This window comes from Candidatus Omnitrophota bacterium (assembly GCA_026387175.1).
Lineage (GTDB): Bacteria > Omnitrophota > Gorgyraeia > 2-01-FULL-45-10 > 2-01-FULL-45-10 > CAIMPC01.
On the sequence record JAPLME010000012.1, the window covers coordinates 90,443 to 112,749 of the forward strand.

Consider the following 22,307-nt stretch of genomic DNA (forward strand, 5'->3'; position numbering starts at 1 on the left):
TTTTTATTTATATGAAGAAACGATTAATAATCATCCCCTGTTGTAGCCTGCTCCGCAGTATCAGAAACCGCTTCAACGGTATTACCGGCTGCGTCGGTTACACCCTTGGTAACCTTTGCGGCAGTATCAGAAACAGCGGTGACAGCGTCACCGGTCTTTCCGGTCACTTCCTTAGTGGCATTTACGGTAGTGTCGGAAACGGTGCTTACTGTATCGCCGGTCACTTCGCCGACTTTCTTTGTGGTATCCGCGGCGGCAGAGACTACTTTACCGACCGGGCCCTTCTTATCCTGGTCCACAGCCATGGCGCATACGGTCATTACAAACATGCCGATCACCAATACCATGACTAAACTCATTAAACGCTTCATTCTCACTCACCCCCTTTAAAATTAATGCGTATAGTATATATCTTTTCCGAAACGAAAAGCAATAAATAAGTGAAATTTATCTTCAATGGTGATATATTGAGTACGACGCGCCTGTAGCGTAACGGATAACGCGTTGGCCTCCGAAGCCATGTATGGCAGTTCGATTCTGCCCAGGCGCGCCATTTAAGCAAAATGTTGAATTTAGAATCACTTTGTATTAAAATATGAAAAACAGGAGAGGTGAGATATGAGAAAGTTGATTATAGCCATGCTGATACTTGCAGGCACCGCGTCTTTTTCTTTCGCTGATGAGGGCGAGCAATCGGCGGCTCAAGAGGCGCCTAAAAAAGTCATCAAAGAGGTGACGCTAAGGACCGGGTCTACTGATTTTGTCACAGGCAAAGTCGACAGCGTAATGCCCGCCGATCTATTGACCAGGCCAAGGGCGAAGATCGTCATCGTCGATGGCTCCGGCAATTCACAGGAATTTGCCATTAAAACGCTTGCTGTTATATATGATTCAACCGGCCGTTTTTTGACCCTTAGCGATGTACATCCGGCTCAGGAAGTCCAAGTGAATTATATAACCAAAGCCGATAAAACAAGAGAAGCTGCCTCTATAAAGATCCTGAAGTAGCGCTTCATGAAGCCATAAGAGCTGTTTTTTCTTGAATAACCAGGTTTTTAAGTCTATACTATCCGAAAGCGATTAAATGATTAAAGATCAATTAATGATTATAACCAGAAGAGAGGTATGATATGAAATCAAACAGGATCAGCCGGATAGTAATTTCATTGATGATATTTTCGTTCTTATCCGGTTCCGCGTTCGTGCTGGCCCAATCGTCGCGGGAAGATGGCCGGGCAAAGGATATGCAAAAATTACAGGAAAAGTTCAGCTGGTGGGGAACGAGCGACGCTCAGCCCGCTCCTGTAAGGGACGCCGAGAAGGGCGGTTACTGGTGGATGCCGAAACACCCCGGGCCCAAATCTCCGAAGAGATGGGGTAACGGCGGCTATATTTATGTCTATAAAATAATTTTCGATTATAAAGAAGAGGAATTACCGCCCGCGAAGCCGAAAGAGATGAGGCCGTCATTGCTCATTAAGAAGATCATCAAGAACGTTAAAGTTTATTTCGATTACGATAAAGCGGACATCAGGGACGATGCGGCGAAGATCCTGGCTAACGCGGCCGATCTTGTGAAGCGCAACGAGGGATCGAGCATACTTATAAGCGGGAACTGCGACGCCCGCGGCAGCGAGAAGTATAATGAAAAGCTGGGCAAAAAGAGAGGCCAGGCCGTTAAAGATTACATGCTTGAGCACGGAGTGACGGATGAGCGCATAAAGATCATAAGCCGCGGCAAGCTCGACGCCATAGCTCCGGTGACGGACCTCGAGGGAATGCAGAAGGACCGCAATGCCCAATTTATGGTCGCGGAAGTGGAGGAAGTCATGATACCCGCTCCCGGCGAAGTCAAGGAGCCGGGCGCCGTATCCGTCGAAGAAGGCAAATATATGGTCGAGAAGGAAGAGACCGTAGAGTCGGAGCCGAAAGTTTCGACGAAAGAATATGTGACGAAGAAGGGCGATACCCTGTGGAAGATCGCCGAAGAGGTTTACGGAAACGGCCGTAAATGGAAGAATATATACCGTTTCAATAAAGATAAGATAAAAGATCCGAACCGCCTTAAGGCCGGAGTGACGCTTACTATACCTATCGAATAGTCGATGAGAAATATAGCGTTAATAGCGGCAGTCATAGTTATCATCTCCCCGGCTCAAATCCGGGCCGGGGGGATCGATTCACTGGTAGAGGTCGGTAAGTCGATGGCCGATATTAACGCGGCTATGGACGAAGAGACCAGGGCTTTTAACCGTGTTAAAGAGGCAATCGATACCGGCATTATCAAAAAAGGCATATCGGAAGCCGAGGTCAGATCACGATGTGGAGAGCCCGTTATCGCGAATGACGACTCCGCTACCAAGAGAGAGAAATGGGTATATAAACCGGCCACCTCATCGTTCTTTAAAGGCATCCGCATATACCTCTTCTTTGATGATACGGGCGCTTTAGATGAGATCAGGACTTTGCAATAGCGGCCATTGGCTCTTTTTTTGCTTATCCCAAGAACCTTCCGGCAATATGTCCGAATGTAAAATTCATTTACTATAGTATGTCGTGCTGATATACCAGAAAAAGGAGAGTTCCGTATGGCAACATATGATGATTTCAAAAAATTAGAATTCAAAGTAGCAAAAATTAAAGACGTGGTCGAACATCCGAACGCCGACAGGCTTTATATCGTGACGGTAGATCTTGGCGATAAGACTAAACAGGTGATCGCGGGCATCAGGAACACGTATAAAAAAGAAGATCTGGTGGGCCGCCAGGTGGTTGTGGTGGACAATTTGGATCCAGCGGTCCTGCGGGGAGTCGAAAGTCAGGGCATGATACTGGCTGCCTCCGACGAGAACGGCAGTTCGATAGTGACTTTGGCCAGAGAAACGAAATTGGGAAGTATAGTAAAATAGAGATATTGGGGCGCCCGTAGCTCAACTGGATAGAGTAACTGGCTACGAACCAGTAGGTTGGCCGTTCGAGCCGGCCCGGGCGCGCCATCCTCCTTCGCAGAAATGAATATGCCTATTAGCGATAACATATATATGTCGGAGGCTATTAAGGAAGCGGTGAAGGCGTTCGACGCCGACGAGGTGCCCGTCGGAGCTGTCATTGTGCATAACGGCAGGGTCATTGCCAGGGCGCATAACCAGATTAAGCTATTGAAGGATCCTACGGCGCATGCCGAGATGATAGCTATCACACAGGCCGCCTCTCATCTTTCCAGCGAACGGCTATTGGAAACCACTTTATATTCTACGGTCGAGCCCTGCGCGATGTGCGCCGGGGCGATGGTTTTGGGCAGGATCAAAAGGCTGGTATACGGCGCCGAAGATCCCAAGACGGGCGCCTCCGGATCCGTCATGAATGTCGTGAATAACAGGAAATTGAACCACAGGATATCCGTGGTTAAAGGTGTGATGGAGAAAGAGAGTTCAGCTCTTCTTAAAGAGTTCTTCGCCTTAAAGAGAAAGAAATAGAGCCGTTTCATTTTTTCATGGAGGGAGCTATATGAAGAGAATCGCTTATATTTTTTTTGCGGTTTGTCTCATTGGATTAATCCCGATTCAGTGTCCGGCCGAGGATCAAAGCGGAATGGAATATGGTGATACCCCTGCTTCACCTGATGGCACTTATACCACTGCCTCGCCTGATAGTACCTATGCCTCATCTGATAACAAAGAAGCCAATATAGAGATACCTCCGGGTATGGAGCTGAGGATGATGGGCAGTATCAAGATGATAGTACCGAAGGGCACCCAGCTCCACAAAAAAGGCAGCCTCGTGGTTATGGAGGGGCCGGATGAATACGCGGCCAGGAATATCTACGAGATGAACGGCCGTCTCGTGGGGCTGGAAGCGCGGCAGCTGAATATCGAAAAGGAGCTGGAAGGTTTAAGGCAGGCCGTATTAAAACAGCAGAAGAAACCCGCCGGTCAATAGCCGCCGGCCCGGACTTTATTGTTTGACATCCCACCGTCGTTAATATAGAATAATTTCACTATAATATACAATAAAATGGCTAATAAACGAAGATTACTCATCGGATCGTCATTCCAGAGAAAAGACCTAATTTTTTCTTTCCACTCAAAAACTAAGCGCTTGAGGAGGTAATATCATGACAGGAGTCGGTATGGGAGAGCTCATCTGGTTAATATTAGCTGTCCTGTTAGGGCTGGGTGTGGTTATCGCCTGGATCATTAAAGCCGAGATAAGCCGCAACTTTTTCAGGCTTGAGGTAAAAAAATTAAGATCGCAATTGGAATCTTCGGATCGCGAGAAGGTCGTGATGATCGAGGAGATGCAGGCTTTTAAAGAAAGCGCCGGCGCGCCCGTGAATACCGGCACCCCGAGTGATGCGGACCCCGGAAAAATGATGATCGGCAAAATGGTGGAGAGGACCGGGGAGCTTGAGAAGGAGAACGAGAGGCTAAAGAAAGAACTTAGCGAGGCGAAGAGCTCGCTGGAAGAAGTTTATAAGGCGCTATGCAGTAAGTAGGGCCCCGGAGACCAAGAGTATGGAAATAAGCGATATGAAGAGACAGATCCTGGAGAAGCTCAAAGAGAAGCGCTCGAGCGCTCCGGCCGTTGTCGATACCGGGAAACCGGCTATAAGCCGGGAGGAGATATTAAACGCGATAAAGAGGCCGTTCGGCACATTGCGGCCCGAAGGACGTATTGTCATAAAGAAAGACGAGGAGCTTTTAAAACGATACGAGAGTCTTAAGGCAGAGCTGGATCGGAAGACCGCCGTTGTTCAGGATCTGGAGAGGCGCTTGAAAGAGGAAAAAGGCCGCGCAGCCGCATTAGCCGAGACCGTGAAAGCCAGAGATGATAAGGCCGCCCATGCCAGCAGGTTATCCAAAGAGCTTGAAGATATCAGGAAGATCAGCGAGGAACAGCGCTTAAGACACGAGAACCTGCAGGCCGAGCACAAGAAAGCGACGCTGAGCAGGGACGAGACGGCGAAGCTGCTCAAGATACTGCGTTCCGAGGCCGATGTGAAGGAGCGGACCATTCGCGACCTCCAGAAAAAAGTAACGAGGCTGGATGAGCTGGAAGAGATGCTTCGAGTAAAGAATAATAAGACGGCGGAGACAGCGAAGGTATATAAAGAACTTGAAGAAGCCAAGAAGCTGAACGATGAATACCGGGCGAAGATAGAAAGCGTTCGGGCGGAAAAGCGCGATGAAGAGGCGTTGCGGAGCGAAAAGATCAAAGACGAGCTGGTGCGTAAAGACGCGTTTGTACTGGATCTGCAAAAGAAATTCGCGACCGAGATCGATGAAATTACGAAGGACCGGGACAGGACCGCATCGAATGTGGAATCGTTAAGATCAAAGCTTTACGCCGCGACAAAAGAGATAAAAGAGCAGAGCGTTAAGATGTCGCAGCTTGAAGAAGCCTCGAGGGCTAAGGACAAAAGGATACTGGAGACGGAGAAGCTGCATGCGGCGCTTGATCTCGCGAAGAGCGAGATGGAATCGAAGCTTCTGGCGGCCGAAAATGATAATAAAAATCTCAATGAGAGGTACGCCAAGTCAAATGATGAGCTTGGGGCCGGCATAACCAGGATAGAGCAGGCCGAGAAATCTTATAAGGAGCTTGAGGCCTCTTATGGCGAGATCAGTTCCGAGCTCCAGGCAAGCCTTCGCGGCAAGAAAGAGCTCGAGGCTAAACTTGAGCAGGCGCATATAGAGCTGGAAGCGAAGACGACCCGCCTTGCGGAGGCCGATAAATTATATAAAGAGCTCGACTCAAGCGTGCGCGAGTTGACATCGAAACTTCAGGCAAACCAGCACCACACTAAAGAGGTGGAGGCCTCTAATGAAGATCTTGCGCTCAGGCTTTCAAACGCTAATCGCGATAGAAAAGAGTTTGAGGCGCGCATAACCGAGCTCGAATCAGAAGCCGAAGCAAAAACAGTTCGTCTTGAGAGCGCGGATAAATTACACAAGGAACTGGAATCTATAATAAAGGACGCTGAAGCGAAGCTTCAGGCGAGCCAGCACAGGGTCGGTGATCTGGAAAAGGAAACGGCTCTTCTTGCGGAATCGTTGAAGGCCTCCAATCTTAAGCTGAAAGAAGTTGAGGATGAAGCGAAGAGTGAGATGGAGAAGCTTCGCGCGGAGCTGGGACCTCTCAAGAATACCGTTATACAAAAAGAGAAGAATGAGCTTGAGCTTAGAAGTTCAATAGAACATCTAGAGGTCGAGATGCAGGCGCGCGATTCTAAGATCGAAGGAGATCTTAGATATACCGAAAAGGTCATAAAAGAGATCAGCGAACTTCGTAAGAAAGTGGCGGCCCTTCAGAGGCAATCCGAGAGGACAAAGAGTGCAGGCGCTTAACGGCAAACTGGACAAGATGTTTGGATGGTGGAAGGGAGAGTTTTCCGTCACAAGCGGCAAGACCGCCAAGAAACAGCTTTTCCTGAACTATAAGGGCGGTACCGGCAAAACCTCTATATCCGCGGCATATGGATATTATCTTGCGATGACGGGAAAGAGAGTGCTGATGATAGACCTGGACGCCCAGGCGCACCTGACCACCTGTTTAAACCAGAAGACCGCGCGCCATGAGAAGAGCCTGTACAGCGTGCTGATACGTTCCGCGCGGATCTCGGACGTCATAGTCGGCACGTCTCTGCCTACGCTGAAGCTTGCGCCGTCATCAATATCGCTCTCGGCTCTAGAGATGCCTTTATTCAAGATGCCGTACAGAGAATTCAGGTTACGCCGCGCGATAAAAGAGATAGAGCGCGAATTCGACTTCATAATAATAGACTCGAGCCCCAATATAGGGCTCGTAAGCCTGAACGCTATACTCGCCTCGAACGAGATACTGGTGCCTCTTCTCGCGGATTTTCTCTCGTTTCACGGGCTCAAGATACTTATGGAGACGCTCGCTTCGGTGCAGGACGATTTTAATTTTTATTTCAAAAAAATTAATATATTTTTAAACAGGTTTAACCCCGGCTACTCTATATGCAATGAATGCCTGGAAGCCGTGCGTAAGTATTATCCGGGTTATGCGCTCAAGACGGTAATAGAAGAATCGCATGAGATGATGGATGCCTCGAGCTTCGGAAAATCGATATTCGAGTTCAGTCCGGATTCGAAAGCCGCCCAAAATATTAAAGATCTTGTGCGGGAAGTCAACGGAATCTAATCTGGTTAGAGACTCAAGAATTCAAGGGAGATCGTTATGAAAACAAAGTTCGATGATAACGTCGCGCAGAATATACCGGTAACTAAAAATTCCGCCGAGCCGGAGCTGCCATGGAAGCTTTCCGAATCGGAGATAACCCGGATAGAAGCTACCGACGAGGAACATAAGAGCGCGATAACGGCCCCCCCGCTGCATGTGAGGGCGATATTCGTGGTGCTTTTGGTGCTCACCATATTCGTTGTGATACTGAACAGCGTAGTCAATATGACCATCGATAACGCCGAGATGAGGCTTAATATGTCAAAAAAAGAGAAACAGGTCGTCTCTATACAGACTGCGCTGACGAATGCCGCGAGCGAAAAAGCGGCCCTGAGCGATACCGCCGCAAAGCTTGAAAAACGCGTCAGTGATCTTAACGCTCAGAAAGAACTCTACACCGCGGTCATAGAGACATTGACAAAAAAGACGGATGATACACAGACCAACTAAAACCTAAACTAAACCCCGGGGGTCTATGTTATTTAGAAGACTTGCTTTATTTATAATTATATCCTTTCTGGGAATTTCGGCGGCATTCTGCCAGAACCTTGCATGGGAAGATCTCAGTAAACAATCATGGGAGTCCGCTAAAAAGGGTAATTTCCCGGAAGCCATTGATGTCGCGATCAAAGCGCTGAATGTCGCCACCGAGCGGTATGGCCCGCGGCATAATAACGTCATAATATCCCTGAACCAGATAGCGTCTATATATAAGGCGCACGAAAGATACAGGGAGGCGGAACCGTTTTTAAAGAAAGCGCTCGCCGTGAGAGCTCTTTTGGTAAGTGACCCTATTTCTAGAGAGGATTACGCGGACATATATACGGCCATGAAGAACCTTTACGATATATATAAACTTCAGAATAAATTAGCGCGGGCGGGAAAAGTTTTGAATCGCGCTATAATGATCGAAGAGAAGTTCGCGTTCAGGAACAATTCCGGCGTTGAATCGGACATAAGAGAGCTGATATCCATATATGAGGCTCAGGATAAGCCGCAGAGGACAGAGCCTCTATATAAGAAGCTGATGGAGCTGGAAGAGAAACGGTATGGCGCTCATAGCGCCGAGGTCACCAATACGATGAATAATCTGGCTTCCGCTTACAGGGCCATGAAAAAATATTCGCAAGCCGAACCGCTTCTCAGGTCCGTAATAGAATCGGCCGAGAGTGTTCACGACGGCCCCGCCAGCCAGAATCTCCCGACATATCTTAATAACCTCGGGACAGTCTATTTCTATCAGGGGAAACTTGCCGAAGCGGAACCGCTTTTTAAGAGAGCGCTTGATATAGATGAGAAGGCCCTGGGAGCAGCTTCACCCGACATCGTCACAGACCTGAATAACATTGCCACTCTTTATTCATATCAAAAAAAATATCAGGAAGCGGAAGAGCTTTATAACAGAGTCCTCGATATAAATGAGAAGGCGTACGGCGCCGACAGCGCCAAACTGATAAAATATATGAATAATATCGCGGCGATATTAACGTACCAGAAGAAATATAATGACGCGGAAGGTCTTTATAAGAAAACGCTGGAGATAAGCGAGAAGTCGTTAGGGCCCGATCATTCCACCACAGCCATAGCTCTAAATAATCTGGCGTTTGTGTATGAAGCCAGAGAAGAATACGCCGAGGCCGAAAGGCTTTATTCCAGATCGGCCCTGATATGCGAGAAGGACCTCGATAAAAATTACTCTACGATGAAGACAGCTATTAATAACCTCGTCGCTATCTACAAGATCCAGAACAGGACGCCCGAGGCCGAACAGGCTCTGCGCAGATTGATCGCCGCGCGCGAAGGCGCTAAAAAAAAAGATAATTCCGATTCCATCCCTGCCATAAAAGAGCTGATCGCGTTATACGCCTCCCAAAATAATTTTAAGATGATGGAAGACAGCTACCTGAAACTTATACTTATGGAAGCGAATGTCTTTGGCCCCGAAAGCGCGGAGCTTATTAACACAATGAACGAGTTGGCGGGTATTTACAGGAGCCGGAAAAAAATGTCCGAGGCGGAACCGCTGCTTAAAAGGGTGGTGGCGATAGCTCAAGACGTCGAAGGGCTGCCAGGGTCGAGCCTCTCAATCTATCTTAATAACCTCGGCGCTTCATATTTTTATCAGGGCAAATTCGCTGAAGCCGAGCCCATTCTTAAAAAAGCGCTTGTCCTGGACGAAAAAGCGCTGGGCAAAGACAGCTCCGAGATGATAACGCCTCTCAATAACCTTGCCACCGTGTATTCCTATCAGAAGAAATACAGAGAAGCGGAAGCTCTTTACAATAGGGTTCTTGAGATATCCAAAAAGACGTTAGGCCCGGAGAACATCGGCACAAGCTCAGCGCTCAATAATCTGGCCTATCTTTATGAGTCGGAGGAAAATTACGACGAAGCTGCGAAGTTTTATAACAGTGCCGTAGAGATATGCGAAAAAGACATGAAGGGCAATTATTCCGAACTTAAGTATTCGCTCAACGGCCTCGCCAACATTTACAGAAGCCAGGGCAAATATGAAGATGCCGAATCGTATTTGAAGAAAATCCTCGCGATAGAGGAAAAGGTCGCGGGAGCCCAGAGCGCGGATCTAGCGGATACGTTGAATTCTCTCGCCAGGCTTTACAGGGCGCAGGGGCGTTATTCGGAAGCGGAGGCTGCGCTCAAGAACGCTATAGAGATAGGCGAAAAGGCCCTGGGGGCGAATAGCCCGTCCATGAAACCTTACCTGAACAATCTTGCTACAGTATATTTTTATCAGAAAAGGTATGATGACGCGGAGCCGCTCCTTGAAAAGGTCCTTGATATAGATGAACAGTCAACGGGCATGGACAGCGCCGGCCTTATAAAAGACCTGAATAATCTGGCGGCGGTGTATTCGAGCCAGAAAAAATTCGGAGACGCCGAGTTACTTTACGCAAGGGCGGCATATATATGCCAGAATTTCAGCAATGACCCGAGAGAGCTTTCCAGCGTGCTCGAAAACATGGCCAATATGTACGAGCTGAGCGATGATTCAGGAAGAGCTGATACATTACGGAAGCAATCCGAAGCAATAACCGCAAAAATAGCAACTCCGCAGTAAAGCGCCAGTTAAAGCCACTGTTAACCATGAAAAAGTAAGCTTTATATCCCATCTCCTTAAATAGTCTTGTGATATACTTCTAATTGGGTTAAGTAATTATAAAGTTAACCAATTTAAAAGTATGGATAAAATAAAATTATCGATTTCCATATTATTGATAGTAGCCGTCGCAAGCTCCCTGGGCTTTGCGGAAATATTTGAGACGGGTATTGCGAGTTATTACTCTTATGAATGCGCGAAATCTCCCATGGCAAATGGTAAGCCATTCGATCCGGAGAAGAGGACATGCGCGAGCTGGTTTTACGATTTTGGGACGGTGTTATCCGTGCAAAGCCTCGATACCGGACGCTCTACGTATGTTGTTGTGACAGACCGCGGGCCGAATAAAAGGCTTGTGAAAAAAGGAAGAGTGATAGACTTATCAAAGAGAGCATTCGAAGATATCTGCGATTTAAAGAAAGGTTTTACACGAGTTATCATCACTGTAAAGACCCGCCTATAGATAATAATATTATCAAATCTTGACAATACTATATTCATTAGGTATACTTAATTCAAAAGTTAGTTACTAACTTCAGGAAGTTATGGTTTTTTATATATGGAGTTAAGAAAATGAAAATAGAGAGAAATTATTTTTTCACCTGTCAAGAGCTGAATGACAAAGAAAAAAGGAATTTGTTAATATACGACTTGATAAGAAAAAAAGGCGTGATATCCCGGGCGGAGATTACTAAAGCCACCGGGATAAACGCGGTATCGGTCTCCAATTACGTAAATAATTTTATTGAAAAGAAGATGGTTCTCGAAAAAGGATTTGATGTATCCTCCGGCGGAAGAAAGCCGGAACTCGTTGAGCTCGATTCCGAATCGAACTACGTTATAGGTATAAATATCGGTAAGGCTAATATACGGAGCGTGGTCGCGGATATCGGATTAAGCGTGAAAGCCAGGAAGCAGGTTTCCAGGCCATCGGACCGGGGAATGTCCGGAGAGATCGTTAAATTAATAGAAGAGATCATCCGCGATTCCAAGATCAGCGCTTCAAATATAAAAGCTATAGGACTGGGCGTATCGGCCGCAAAATTTGATCAGGCCGCCGGCGTAATCAAAAAAGAGACCGGCATAGACGCGTATGCAGGTCCTTCCGCTGTGTGCGCGGCTTTCGCGGAGAAGCGCTTTAATAAGGCCGCGGAAAACTTCGAGAATATGTTATATATATATTCGGACGTCGGCGAAGGCGTTATGACGCGCGGCGAAGCGTATCTGAGCGCGTCGGAAGATGCGGAGCTTTTGGACGGGAAGCTCAGGTACTTAAGGCCATGGGATGATTATTTAAGCATAGTGGAGAGCGCGAAGCGCGAAGTGGCCAGAGGCGTGGGGACCAAAATCGTGAGCCTGGCCAGCGGAAGAATGGATAACATAACAAAAGAAGTAGTAGTAGCTGCCGCGAAAGCCGATGACGAAGTCGCGCTTAACATAGCGTTCGGCGTCGGTATAAACCTGGGACTAAGGATAGCGTATCTAATCAATCTTTTCACCCCCGAAGTTATAGTGATAGGGGACGGCCTCCAGGATACCGGCGATATAATATTCATGCCGCTCAAAAAGATGATAGAGCGGCTATCTTATAGAAACAATATGAAAAATCTGAAGATAATATTGGGCGCTTTCGGTGAAGACGCGCCTGAAATCGGAGCGGCATCGCTCGCTGTCAGAGAAATATTTCTTAAAGCGTAAAAGGCCGATGTCGGAGACATCGGCACTTAGCTTGTAATGCGGCTTAATAAACTTGACCGATGTCGGAGACATCGGCACTTAGCCTGTAATATGGCTGAATAAACTTGGAGGAAAAGTATGTCTGAAGAGAAAAATTGCAGGCTCTGCGGAAAACCGTTCCTTGCCAATAAGTACAGACCCAATCAGACGATCTGTTCTTCGCTCGAATGCCAATATCAGAGGCAGCTGGAGAATATGAAACAGTGGCGCGATCGAAACCCCCAGTACTTCAAGTATAAAGAAAGCCAGGATTCCTCCTGGAAAGAGACCTGCAGGCAGCGATCGCTCGAATGGCGCAAGCGCCATATGGACTATCTGAAACTCTACAGAGAAGAGCATAGAGAGCGCCATCGTAATTACATGAGAGATTACATGAGGCAGTATAGAAAGCAGAAGGGCGTCGGGGAAACAAAAGACTGGAAGGCCGAATAAACTTTCCCATGCCCATATTTAAACACGCGGTAAAGATCATAATATCAGCCACACTTATTTTCGGCTTATCGGCCTGGAGCACCGTTTTCGCGAGCCAGCTTGGTTCTAAAGAAGAACTTAATCTGGACCTTAATCCCGTCGTGCCTGAGGCCGAGACCTCTGAACCGAAGGCTCCCGCAAAAACAACTCCACAGCCTACAATTGTAAAAAAGGCCCCCGCGCCGATCCCTGAGCTTCCCAAAAAAGAGATTGCCGAACAGAAGCCGGACATGAATAAAGCCGCCGTGGCGCCTGTAGTGTCGCCGAAAGCGCCAGTGGTTGCGCCAAAAACACCGGCAGTCGCGCCGAAAGCAATGCCGAAAGATACGGTGAAGAAGGCCGAGCCTGTCGCGCCGCAGACAATAAAAACTCAGCCGATAAAAGTGACAGAGAAAAGCGCTGAAGAGATGAAGCCGCCGGAAGTGAAGAAGCCGGTAGAGAGTAAAGTCGAGATCATAAAGCCTCCCAAAATAAGTAAAGTAAGCAGGAAGCCTTATGAGAAGGGATCGGGAATTGTCAATAAATGGTTTGGCCTCGAAACCGGAGTGGAAAAGATGGGCTCGCCCCGCGGCGTCAATCCGCAGATAAATCCGGTTCCGAGCTTCGGCGACGTATTTACTCTTGACGATTGTATAAGCATCGCGATAAAGAATGACATCCCTTTACAGGTATCGGAGAAGAGCGTAAAGCTCGCGCAGATGAGAATTATTGAGGCCCGGCGCAATATGCTGCCTTCGGTCACCGTAGCCTTTGAGCCATACACCGGAAAAGTCAATGAACGGAACTATATAGGGAGAAAACAGTACATAGAGGGCAAACAGCCGCTCTACCACGGCGGTGAATTATACTACACTTTAAAACAGGCAGAGACAAACCTTGAGATAACGAAGACCGAAGGGGATAAGATAAAAAATGAGCTCGTGCTCCAGGTCAAAAAGGCTTACTATACTCTCGCGAAGACGGAGGATAACCTGCGTATGCAGACAGAGCTCTCCGGCGAAGTCGAACGTATTTTCCAAATGGTCAACGACCAGTATGATGCCAATGTCGCTTCCAAACTGGAGCTTCTTAATGTGAGCTCGCAGGCAAGCCAGGTCAAATTTCAATTCGCTTCCGCGGAAGGCGATGTCTCTGTGGCGGAATTGATATTAAAGCAGGCGATGAATATAGATCCGGAAATAAAGATAAACGTGAAACCAAAACTCGCGTTTAATAGAGTAAAAGTGAGATATGAAGACGCGCTGACGGCAGCTTTTATGAACAGGCCGGAGGTGAAGACCAACCTGCTGATGATAGAATATTATACTTACGGCAAAAAGATAGCCGCATCCAAGAGCCTGCCAAAAGTAGATCTTATGGGAAGCTGGGGCTACGCGAAGGAATATTTTACACCACTGGATAACGCGTGGGCCGATACAGGTTTTCCCGGACAGACCCCTATATATCCGGAGCAGAAGCTCGAAGAGCAGTGGTACGCCGGAGTAAAGGCATCGGTTCCGTTCTGGGGATCCACCGCGGAATATTCCTTTACCAAAGAACAGTGGACTCCGGTGATAAGCGCGTACCAGGGGACAGAGGCCACCACAAATTCTTATAAACTGAAGCTCTTCGACAATCTCGCCATGTACTCCGATAAACAGCTCTCGGAAGTAGACTTTGACAGGGCAAGACAGGAACTTAACAAGATAAAGCAGGATGTCACTCTCGAGGTGAAAGAACAGTGTTTCAATTACCAGAAAGCGCTTATACAGCTCGATACGGCTTCCAATAAAGTAAGGTACCAGGAAAATGACTTCGAATTTACGAAAACGAAACGCTCGCTCGATGAGGCGCCGGACTCCGGCGTCATAGAGAGCATGATAAAGCTTTTTCAGGAGAGATTCGGGTATGTGCAGGCTTTAGCGGATTGTCATACGGCCATAGCAAGTATAAATAAAGCGATCGGCATCGAAGATTATTTTAAGGATGAATAAAATTTATCAGGACACAAAAAAAGGGGCGCTTCATATATGGACATAAAAAATAAGAAGAAATTTCTTTTTATCGCGATTGTCGCGGTAGTGGCGGTGGTAATCCTGGTAAGGACGACCGGGAACATCCAGAAGGCGATATTCAAGAAAAAACCCAGCGCCGCCGGCAAGGTCCCCGCCGTAAGTTTCGAAGAGGAAGTTACGCCGGTAAAGGTCTATAAGGTCAGGCGCATGGATTTTAAAGATACGCTGCCGGCCATAGGAAACATAAAAGGTTTCAAAGAAGTCGATCTTCGCTTTCAGGCGGCGGGCGTTATAGAGAGCATGAACTTTGAGGAAGGCGAGAAGATCCAGGAAGGCGACATCATAGCGAGCGTTGTGCAGAAGGACGCGCTCTTAAAACTAAAATATGCTGAAGTTGAATTGAATAAAAATAAGAGGCTCTTCGAGATAGGGGCGATATCGCCCTTGAAGATGGAGCAGGCCAAGCTTGAATACGAATCCGCGAAATCGGATCTCGACAAGACAAATATATACGCGATGTACAACGGTTTTATGGGACCAAAGACTTTAGATGTCGGCAGTTACGTAAATCCCAGTACCAGCGATAAGGTCGGAACATTTATAGTTATGGATAAAGTATACGCCGAGTTCAGCATAATAGAGAAGGACATGCCTAATGTCACATTGGGCCAGAAAGTGGATGTATTCGCCGAATCCTATCCCAATAAATCTTTCAGCGGCACTGTCGACAGGATCTCTCCTATTATTGAGGGCCGTTCGCGCACGATGACTATAAAGGTAGAGCTTGATAATAAAGACGGAATCTTGAAACCCGGATTATTCATCAGGGCGCTCATCTATACGTATGACAAGAAGGACGCGATAGTGGTGCCGACATCCGCGATGAAGAAGAAGGACGCCGATGTCTTTGTTTACATCGTGACTAAGGAGGAGCCGAAGAAAGAGGTAGTTGAGGAGAAGCCGAAAGAGAAGAAGCGCGGGCTCTTCGGATTCATGGCCGGAAAGAAGAAGGAGGAGCCGAAGAAAGAGCCGATGGTGAAAGAGAAAGAGGCCCAGTTCGGCACCGTCGAAGTGAGAAAGATCAAGATGGGCCATACCACACCGGATCTTATGGAAGTCGACGACGGCGTGAAAGAGGACGATCTCGTGATAGTGGAGGTCCAGGAAGAATTTAAGGATAAAGCCCGGGTAGAGATATCAGAAGTGCAGGAGACGTAATCTTTAAAATAGGGACAGCGCCCTATTTGTTTTCGAATAAGTCCGGAAAAATAGGGCGCTGTCCCTATTTTTCAAGAGAAAATAACCAATGAGCCTTCCGTCTTTTTCCATCAATAGACCTGTCACGATGCTGATGATCTATACGATGCTCCTTTTGTTGGGCATAGTATGCATGATGCAGCTGCCGGTGGAACTATATCCTAATATAAGTTTCGGCGAGATAAGCATAATAATCGAGGTGCGAGGCGGCATTCCGCCCACAGAAGTCGAATCGATGGTGACGAAACTCGTCGAGGAGGGCGTGGGCAGCGTAACGCATCTGGAAGAGATGCTTTCGATATCCAAAGAGGGCGAATCGACGGTTGTCCTGAGTTTCACGCCGGGAATAGCCATGGAGTTCGCCGCGCTCGAGGTTCGTGAAAAATTCGCCCGTGTCAAGAATAAGCTCCCCAAAGAGATAGAAAAACCGATCATAGCCCAGTTCAAACGCTCCGATGTCCCCATAGTTATCATTTCTATAACGAGCCTGAAGCGCACTACCGAAGAGATCCGGAAGATCGTGGACGAGAATGTGCGCGAGGTGATAAAACGCATACCCGGCGTAGCCGATGCGGAGGTCGCCGGCGGGAGAGAACGCAAGATCCTGATAGAGGCCGATCAAAGAAAGATGGCCGCGTATAATCTTTCGCTGGATCGTATCATCGCTATGATAGGCGCCAATAATCTGAACCTGCTATCCGGCGATATAGAGCGCGCTAAAGACAAGTATCTCATAAGAACGATCGGTCTTTACAGGACGGTAGATGATATAAAGAATATTCCTGTAACGGCCCTGCCCGACGGAACGATGGTACGCCTTAAGGATGTGGCAAGTGTGCTTGATTCTTACCTCGACCCTACAGGATACGCCCGCGTCAATGTGCGCCCCGTCGTATCGATATATGTGCAGAAGGAGTCGACCGCCAACACCATTAAGGTCGCACAAGCGATTGTAGCGGAAGTCGACCGCTTACGCGGGATATTGCCCAAGGACCTGCAGCTGGTAATAACGAGTAATCAGGCGGATTTTATAGAAAAATCCATCGAAAATCTTAAGGTGGCCCTTCTTCAGGGAGCCGGCCTTATTATAATAGTTCTCTCGTACTTCATGATAAAACTGAGCAGGAAAGCAATGCTGTTGGTAACAGCTCTTTTAATCACGATTCTTTTCATACCCACGAAATTCTTATATATACTCCTGGTGGTAATGGTAATAGCGGCGATCGCGATCAAGAAAGTGCGGCCGGTCCTGATAGTGAGCTCGGCGATTCCCATTTCCATTATCATCACTTTTATATTCATGTGGATGGTGAAGCTGTCGATAAACTTCATGACGCTCTTTGGCTTGGCGCTCGGGGTAGGTATGCTCGTCGATAACGCCATAGTCGTATTTGAAAATATAGCCCATAAACATGAAAAAGGCATAAGCGGGATCCCCGCGGCGATAGAGGGCACCGAAGAAGTATGGGTGGCGATACTTGCCGGCACGCTTACGCACGTCTCAGTATTCCTGCCGATGATCTTTGTGGGACAGGAAATAAAACTGCTTTACGGCGGCGTTGCCTGGACGGTGACGATCTCACTTTTTATATCGCTCTTCGTCGCTATCACGGTCGTGCCGCTCCTTTCCTCAAGAACACGCTTTTCGATCGAAGATATACCGAAAGGTTACGGAAAGGCCAATGTGGTTGGCTTCATGAAGGCGCTGTATGCCGCCCAGCGCAGGGGCGTTATTTACGTCATAAGGAATATAAGGAACGTATATATTATAGCGTTTATAGCATTTTTGATCGCACTCTTCGGCTTAGGCAGGCTCGGCATGGAATTCATGGGCACTACCGAACAGAACAAGTTCACCATATTCATAGAATTACCTACGGGGGCCAAGCTTGACGCTACCGATTCGATAGTTAAAAAAGTCGAAGCTATAGTCAAGGAAATCCCCGAAGTCAAAACGTTCTCGGCCCGCGTCGAGCCGTGGTCAAGCAAGGTCTATGTGGAGCTTGTAAGCCTTCTAAGGCGCAAGCGTTCCGTCGCCGAAGTCATTGAGTCCCTCCGTCCTAAGGTTGAAAAATTTAGGCCTGCGTTCATATACTTCGAGGAAGAGCAGGAGGTCGGCACAAAAGAGGTGATAGTGGAACTATTCGGTTACGAGTATGACACTATGCGTGAAGTGGCGATATCGATGGCGACGCGCCTCGGGGCCGTAAAAGGCTTCACAGATACCAAGATAAGGATGAGGGAAGGGCGCCCTGAGCTCGGGCTAAGGGTGGATAAAAAGAAGGCCTACATATTCGATATGACGACTACCGATATAGCCGATGCCGTGCATGCCCAGATGAGAGGATTGCGCGCGACACTTTTCCACACGGCATCGAGCGAGGTCGAGACCATAGCGCGGCTTGACGAGAAATACCGTAAAACGTTTAAAGATGTTCACAAGCTCATGTTCATAAATAAGAATGACGAAAGGATATATCTCGATCAGGTGGCTGATTTTAAATATGGCCTTGGCCCCAGCGAAATATGGCGCAAGAACAAGACCAGAATGATACAGGTGAGCGCCAATATAGGTAAATATCCGCTGAGTAAAGCCGCGACACTTGCCAAGGAGGCCTTCGGCGACTTGAAGCTTCCGGATGGTTATTATTACAGGATCGGCGGTAACTACCCTACTATGATGGCCACCCAGAAGCAGTTCAAGATAATAATCTGGCTGATAGTGGTACTTATATATCTGGTGCTGGCATCGCTCTTTGAGTCGTATCACCAGCCGTTCATAATAATGGTTTCGGTGCCGCTCGCGCTTATAGGTGTTACGATAGCGCTCTACGTGACCGGTAAATCAGTGGGGATGGGCGTCCTGGTGGGGATAATGATGCTCGGCGGCATCGTGGTCAATAACGCTATACTCCTGATCGATCACGCTAACAACCTGCGCAGGCAGAAAGTTAATTACCTGAAAGCGGTAATAATAGCGTCAAGAGACAGGCTCAGGCCGATACTTATGACCACAATGACCACGCTCCTGGGGTTACTGCCTATGGCTGTCAGCACCTCGGAAGGGTCTAACCTGTGGAGCCCGCTGGCCATAACAGTCGGAGGAGGCCTCACCAGCTCTACGATCCTTACGCTTCTTATAGTACCCAGCGTATACATTGTGTCTGAAAATGCGGGCATCCGTATAAAAGAACTAACGGGGAAGATCCGCATATTCAAGCCACGTGATAAGACATAAAATCTGATCCACCGAGGGATTGGTCTTGACAAGCTTGACTACTTAAACTTATAATAAAAATTATATGAGTCTATCCCAATTTTCTATAGAGAGACCTGTGACAATCATAATGATTGTCTCAGGAATTTTGATATTTGGCTGTATTTCGTTAGGATTATTGCCCCAGGAACTGTTCCCGCAGATAGTATATCCACAGCTCACAGTCGTTACCCCTTATGAGAACGCCGCGCCGGAAGAGATAGAGACCCTTATAACTAAGCCGATAGAAGAGGCGGTCGGTACCGTTGCCGGCGTAAAAAGAATACGCTCCATATCGAAGGAAGGTCTGTCTCTTGTCATAGCCGAATTCGGATGGAGCCAGAATATAAACTTCGCCGCTCTCGGGATGAGGGAAAAGATAGATCTCGTGAAGGAGAGGCTGCCCAGAGAAGCGGAAGAACCTATCGTATTAGCCTATAACCCTTTCGACAAACCCATCCTGCTTTTGAGCGTGACCTCCAGTTCCGAGAGCCGTTCGCCCGTAAATTTAAGGCGCCTGGCGAAGAAGATGATAAAAGACGAGATCGAGAAAGTCGAAGGGGTCGCGTCGGCAACCATCTCCGGCGGGCTCGAGCGCGAGATCCTGGTCGACATTAACCAGGGCAGGCTTCAATCACGGCAGATACCTATCCTCGATGTGTCGAAAGCCGTAAGCAACGCAAACCTCAACTACCCTGCCGGCACTATCAAAGAAAGCTTTTATGAATATCTTATCAGGACGCTCGGTGAATTTGAAAAGGTCAGCGATGTAGAGACCGTCCCTGTCGGCTCCGAAGAAGCGCGGGGACAGCAGCCCCAGCAGCAGGAAGATGAGCCGGGTAAGCCCTCAAAAAGAAATGTCAGCAAGGATAAGCGGCTCATTTACCTCCGGGACATAGCGACCATCACCGATGATGTCAAGGAGCGGACGAGTTATTCTAGGTACAATGGTAAAGAGAACATATCGATAGCCATACAGAAACAGGCGCTCGGTAATACCGTCAGGATCATCGACAGGGTAAAAAAGAAACTCGAGGAGCTTAAAGGAGACCTGCCCAAGGATATCAGCTTCAAGGTTGTATATGATCAGTCCGGTTTTATAAAAGATTCCATCAACGGCGTATGGGACGCTGCCTGGCAGGGGGCCGTTCTCGTAATAATAGTTCTGTATTATTTTTTAAGAAACGCCAAGAGTTCCCTTATAGTCGCGTTTACTATCCCCATATCGATAATGGCAACATTTTCTTTAATGTTCCTCTCAGGCGTATCGATAAATATGATGTCATTGAGCGGATTAGCTTTTGGCGTCGGCAGCCTTGTCGATGCCGCAATTGTCGTTATTGAAAATATATTCAGCCACATGCAGTCCGGTGAAGATCCGAAAAAAGCAGCTATTATCGGAGCAAACGAAGTCTCCACCGCGGTGGCAGGGGCTATATTAACCACAGTGGTGGTCTTCCTGCCGCTGATATTTGTCGTCGGAATTGTCGGCCAGATAACAAAAGATTTTGCCCTCACGGTGACATTCTCGCTTATGACTTCGTGGGTCGCCTCCATGACGATAATCCCTCTTCTCGCCTCAAGAGGCTTGAAGATATTGGATAAAGATCCGAAGACCGTCGCGATAGTGCGTCACTTCTACGAAAAGCAGACAGTAAAATATGTAAACGCGCCGGGGAAATATATATTTCAGACATTTATTGTATTCCTGTTATCGCTCACACTTTTCATATTCATGGATAAAGAGCTGATGCCGAAGGTAGACCAGGGCCAGTTTACCGTAAAGATCGATATGCCGGCGGGAACCAGGTTAGAGGTTACCAATACGGTCTCCGAAAAGATAGAAAAATTCCTTTTAACAATACCGGAGGTGGAAGCTGTCAGCGCAACGGTGGGCTCCACGAAAGAATCCTCGACGAAAAGTATCGTAGACCGCTTAAACTATAATCAAGCTGAGATAGTCGTATCTCTTAAGAAGAAAAGGAAGCTGAAGAGCTCCGATGTAGTTCAGATAGTAAAGAGCCACTTGGCCACCATGAAACTTGAAGGAGCGCGCATAGATTACGTATTGCAGGAAAACGTCCTGGCGGCAGGCACGGCGGTACAAGCGCCTGTGACCATAGAAATAAAGGGAAATGACTTAAAGGTCCTGGAAAATTTAGCCCGTGAGGTGCAAAAGGCCTTAGGAAGTATCAAGGGGATATACGGCGTTAAAAATAACCTGTCAGAACCTTCCCCGGAAATCAAAGTCTATATAGATAAAGATAAGGCCTCTCTTTACGGCCTCTCGGTTACGGATATAGCGCAGACCTCCCTGATAGGGCTGAAAGGCTTTGTTTCCAGCAAGCTGAAAGATAAGGGAGAAGAATATGATATTCGAGTGCGCCTGAGGAAACAGGATAGGGACAATTTCGATAAACTTGCAAGGATCGAGCTGCAAACACCGACAGGCGCTAAAATACAATTATCGAGCGTGGCCAGTTTCACAAGGGGTAAAGGCCCCAGTGAAATAATAAGGATGGAGCAGGAGAGGGTGGTATTGGTCTATGCCAATATTTATGATAGGGCCTTAAAAGACGTTACCTCCGATGTAGACAATATATTAACCAAAATTCATGTCCCGAATAACTATACCTTCAAACTGGCGGGCGAATCGGAAGAGATGAAGACATCTTTCGATAGTTTAAGAAACGCCATAATTGCCGCGTTTCTACTGGTGTATATGATAATGGCGGCGCTATTCGAATCTTTATGGCAGCCTTTCGTCGTAATGTTCAGTATACCTCTGTCACTTATAGGAGTCGCATGGGGACTATTCATTACCCATACAAGCGTGAGCGCATATGTATTGATAGGCATTGGGATACTTGGCGGAATAGACGTAGCCCACACGGTGGTCTTGATCGACTGTATTAATCTGTATATATCAAGAGGAATGAGTACCAAAGAAGCTGCTTTAGCCGCCAGTATCTCCAGAGTCAGGCCTATACTTATGACAGCGTTTTCGACGATACTGGGGCTTGTACCTATGGCATTTTTAGGCGGCGAAGGCGCGGAACTCCGCGCACCTATGGCCATAACGGTTATGGCCGGCCTTACAGTCGCGACATTTCGCACACTTACGGTAATTCCGGCAATCTATTTAAGTGTTACAAACATAGGAAAAAAACTTTTTAAGAGAAAAATAACAGAGCCAAGCTTATAAACCGCGAAGATCGGAAATGACGTCCCATCATACAGTTCCGCTTCAATCGCCACAGGTGTTTTC

Annotated in this window: 19 protein-coding genes and 2 tRNA genes; 20 read left to right on the plus strand and 1 reads right to left on the minus strand. The window is 47.6% G+C overall.

Going from position 1 to position 22,307, the window contains the following annotated elements:
• Nucleotides 1-23 precede the first annotated feature (23 nt).
• Complete coding sequence (locus NTY76_07755; GenBank protein MCX5678979.1) at nt 24-371, minus strand: hypothetical protein; 348 nt, start codon at nt 369-371, stop codon at nt 24-26.
• A 107-nt stretch (nt 372-478) separates the two neighbouring features.
• Between NTY76_07755 and NTY76_07760 the strand changes: the two genes are divergently transcribed.
• The 20 genes from NTY76_07760 to NTY76_07855 all read left to right on the plus strand — a co-directional run bounded on the left by NTY76_07760 (nt 479) and on the right by NTY76_07855 (nt 22,244).
• Nucleotides 479-553, plus strand: a tRNA-Arg gene (locus NTY76_07760).
• A gap of 65 nt (nt 554-618) precedes the next feature.
• Nucleotides 619-1,008 (plus strand): hypothetical protein, encoded by a 390-nt coding sequence (locus tag NTY76_07765; protein ID MCX5678980.1) that lies wholly within the window; start codon nt 619-621, stop codon nt 1,006-1,008.
• Between the two features lie 122 nt (nt 1,009-1,130).
• On the plus strand, nt 1,131-2,102 hold the full coding sequence (locus NTY76_07770) for an OmpA family protein (protein MCX5678981.1): 972 nt from the start codon (nt 1,131-1,133) through the stop codon (nt 2,100-2,102).
• Nucleotides 2,103-2,105: 3 nt separating this feature from the next.
• Nucleotides 2,106-2,474 carry a hypothetical protein gene (locus NTY76_07775; GenBank protein ID MCX5678982.1) on the plus strand — a complete coding sequence of 123 codons (369 nt, stop codon included), beginning with the start codon at nt 2,106-2,108 and terminating at the stop codon, nt 2,472-2,474.
• Nucleotides 2,475-2,588: 114 nt separating this feature from the next.
• A complete protein-coding gene (locus NTY76_07780) occupies nt 2,589-2,909 on the plus strand; it encodes a methionine--tRNA ligase subunit beta (GenBank protein ID MCX5678983.1) in 321 nt (106 codons plus the stop codon).
• A gap of 10 nt (nt 2,910-2,919) precedes the next feature.
• Nucleotides 2,920-2,996 (plus strand) — tRNA-Arg (locus NTY76_07785).
• A gap of 21 nt (nt 2,997-3,017) precedes the next feature.
• Entirely contained in the window at nt 3,018-3,476 is a 459-nt protein-coding gene (gene tadA, locus NTY76_07790; protein ID MCX5678984.1) for a tRNA adenosine(34) deaminase TadA, read from the plus strand.
• 115 nt (nt 3,477-3,591) lie between these two features.
• A complete protein-coding gene (locus NTY76_07795) occupies nt 3,592-3,939 on the plus strand; it encodes a hypothetical protein (GenBank protein ID MCX5678985.1) in 348 nt (115 codons plus the stop codon).
• A 175-nt stretch (nt 3,940-4,114) separates the two neighbouring features.
• Nucleotides 4,115-4,495: a hypothetical protein gene (locus NTY76_07800; GenBank protein ID MCX5678986.1), complete on the plus strand. Its 381-nt coding sequence runs from the start codon at nt 4,115-4,117 to the stop codon at nt 4,493-4,495.
• A 19-nt stretch (nt 4,496-4,514) separates the two neighbouring features.
• A complete protein-coding gene (locus NTY76_07805; GenBank protein ID MCX5678987.1) occupies nt 4,515-6,347 on the plus strand; it encodes a hypothetical protein in 1,833 nt (610 codons plus the stop codon).
• Nucleotides 6,334-7,167 (plus strand): AAA family ATPase, encoded by an 834-nt coding sequence (locus NTY76_07810; protein MCX5678988.1) that lies wholly within the window; start codon nt 6,334-6,336, stop codon nt 7,165-7,167. Before NTY76_07805 ends, NTY76_07810 begins: the two co-directional genes overlap by 14 nt.
• A 36-nt stretch (nt 7,168-7,203) precedes the next feature.
• A complete protein-coding gene (locus tag NTY76_07815; GenBank protein MCX5678989.1) occupies nt 7,204-7,656 on the plus strand; it encodes a hypothetical protein in 453 nt (150 codons plus the stop codon).
• 25 nt (nt 7,657-7,681) lie between these two features.
• Nucleotides 7,682-10,285, plus strand: a complete 2,604-nt coding sequence (locus NTY76_07820) for a tetratricopeptide repeat protein (GenBank protein ID MCX5678990.1) — start codon at nt 7,682-7,684, stop codon at nt 10,283-10,285.
• Nucleotides 10,286-10,406: 121 nt separating this feature from the next.
• Nucleotides 10,407-10,787, plus strand: coding sequence for a septal ring lytic transglycosylase RlpA family protein (locus tag NTY76_07825; GenBank protein ID MCX5678991.1), 381 nt, complete (start codon nt 10,407-10,409; stop codon nt 10,785-10,787).
• 110 nt (nt 10,788-10,897) lie between these two features.
• Entirely contained in the window at nt 10,898-12,022 is a 1,125-nt protein-coding gene (locus NTY76_07830) for an ROK family protein (GenBank protein MCX5678992.1), read from the plus strand.
• A gap of 117 nt (nt 12,023-12,139) precedes the next feature.
• Entirely contained in the window at nt 12,140-12,493 is a 354-nt protein-coding gene (locus NTY76_07835) for a hypothetical protein (GenBank protein ID MCX5678993.1), read from the plus strand.
• Between the two features lie 8 nt (nt 12,494-12,501).
• Nucleotides 12,502-14,505, plus strand: coding sequence for a TolC family protein (locus NTY76_07840; GenBank protein ID MCX5678994.1), 2,004 nt, complete (start codon nt 12,502-12,504; stop codon nt 14,503-14,505).
• A gap of 36 nt (nt 14,506-14,541) precedes the next feature.
• Complete coding sequence (locus tag NTY76_07845; GenBank protein MCX5678995.1) at nt 14,542-15,744, plus strand: efflux RND transporter periplasmic adaptor subunit; 1,203 nt, start codon at nt 14,542-14,544, stop codon at nt 15,742-15,744.
• A gap of 88 nt (nt 15,745-15,832) precedes the next feature.
• Nucleotides 15,833-19,021: an efflux RND transporter permease subunit gene (locus NTY76_07850; protein MCX5678996.1), complete on the plus strand. Its 3,189-nt coding sequence runs from the start codon at nt 15,833-15,835 to the stop codon at nt 19,019-19,021.
• 64 nt (nt 19,022-19,085) lie between these two features.
• Nucleotides 19,086-22,244: an efflux RND transporter permease subunit gene (locus NTY76_07855; protein MCX5678997.1), complete on the plus strand. Its 3,159-nt coding sequence runs from the start codon at nt 19,086-19,088 to the stop codon at nt 22,242-22,244.
• The last annotated feature ends 63 nt before the right edge of the window (nt 22,245-22,307 follow it).

Coding starts and splice junctions, on each gene's coding strand:
- NTY76_07755 (MCX5678979.1), bottom strand. CDS start 371: ATGAAGCGTTTAATGAGTTTAGTCATGGTATTGGTGATCGGCATGTTT.
- NTY76_07765 (MCX5678980.1), top strand. CDS start 619: ATGAGAAAGTTGATTATAGCCATGCTGATACTTGCAGGCACCGCGTCT.
- NTY76_07770 (MCX5678981.1), top strand. CDS start 1,131: ATGAAATCAAACAGGATCAGCCGGATAGTAATTTCATTGATGATATTT.
- NTY76_07775 (MCX5678982.1), top strand. CDS start 2,106: ATGAGAAATATAGCGTTAATAGCGGCAGTCATAGTTATCATCTCCCCG.
- NTY76_07780 (MCX5678983.1), top strand. CDS start 2,589: ATGGCAACATATGATGATTTCAAAAAATTAGAATTCAAAGTAGCAAAA.
- tadA (MCX5678984.1), top strand. CDS start 3,018: ATGCCTATTAGCGATAACATATATATGTCGGAGGCTATTAAGGAAGCG.
- NTY76_07795 (MCX5678985.1), top strand. CDS start 3,592: ATGGAATATGGTGATACCCCTGCTTCACCTGATGGCACTTATACCACT.
- NTY76_07800 (MCX5678986.1), top strand. CDS start 4,115: ATGACAGGAGTCGGTATGGGAGAGCTCATCTGGTTAATATTAGCTGTC.
- NTY76_07805 (MCX5678987.1), top strand. CDS start 4,515: ATGGAAATAAGCGATATGAAGAGACAGATCCTGGAGAAGCTCAAAGAG.
- NTY76_07815 (MCX5678989.1), top strand. CDS start 7,204: ATGAAAACAAAGTTCGATGATAACGTCGCGCAGAATATACCGGTAACT.
- NTY76_07820 (MCX5678990.1), top strand. CDS start 7,682: ATGTTATTTAGAAGACTTGCTTTATTTATAATTATATCCTTTCTGGGA.
- NTY76_07825 (MCX5678991.1), top strand. CDS start 10,407: ATGGATAAAATAAAATTATCGATTTCCATATTATTGATAGTAGCCGTC.
- NTY76_07830 (MCX5678992.1), top strand. CDS start 10,898: ATGAAAATAGAGAGAAATTATTTTTTCACCTGTCAAGAGCTGAATGAC.
- NTY76_07835 (MCX5678993.1), top strand. CDS start 12,140: ATGTCTGAAGAGAAAAATTGCAGGCTCTGCGGAAAACCGTTCCTTGCC.
- NTY76_07840 (MCX5678994.1), top strand. CDS start 12,502: ATGCCCATATTTAAACACGCGGTAAAGATCATAATATCAGCCACACTT.
- NTY76_07845 (MCX5678995.1), top strand. CDS start 14,542: ATGGACATAAAAAATAAGAAGAAATTTCTTTTTATCGCGATTGTCGCG.
- NTY76_07850 (MCX5678996.1), top strand. CDS start 15,833: ATGAGCCTTCCGTCTTTTTCCATCAATAGACCTGTCACGATGCTGATG.
- NTY76_07855 (MCX5678997.1), top strand. CDS start 19,086: ATGAGTCTATCCCAATTTTCTATAGAGAGACCTGTGACAATCATAATG.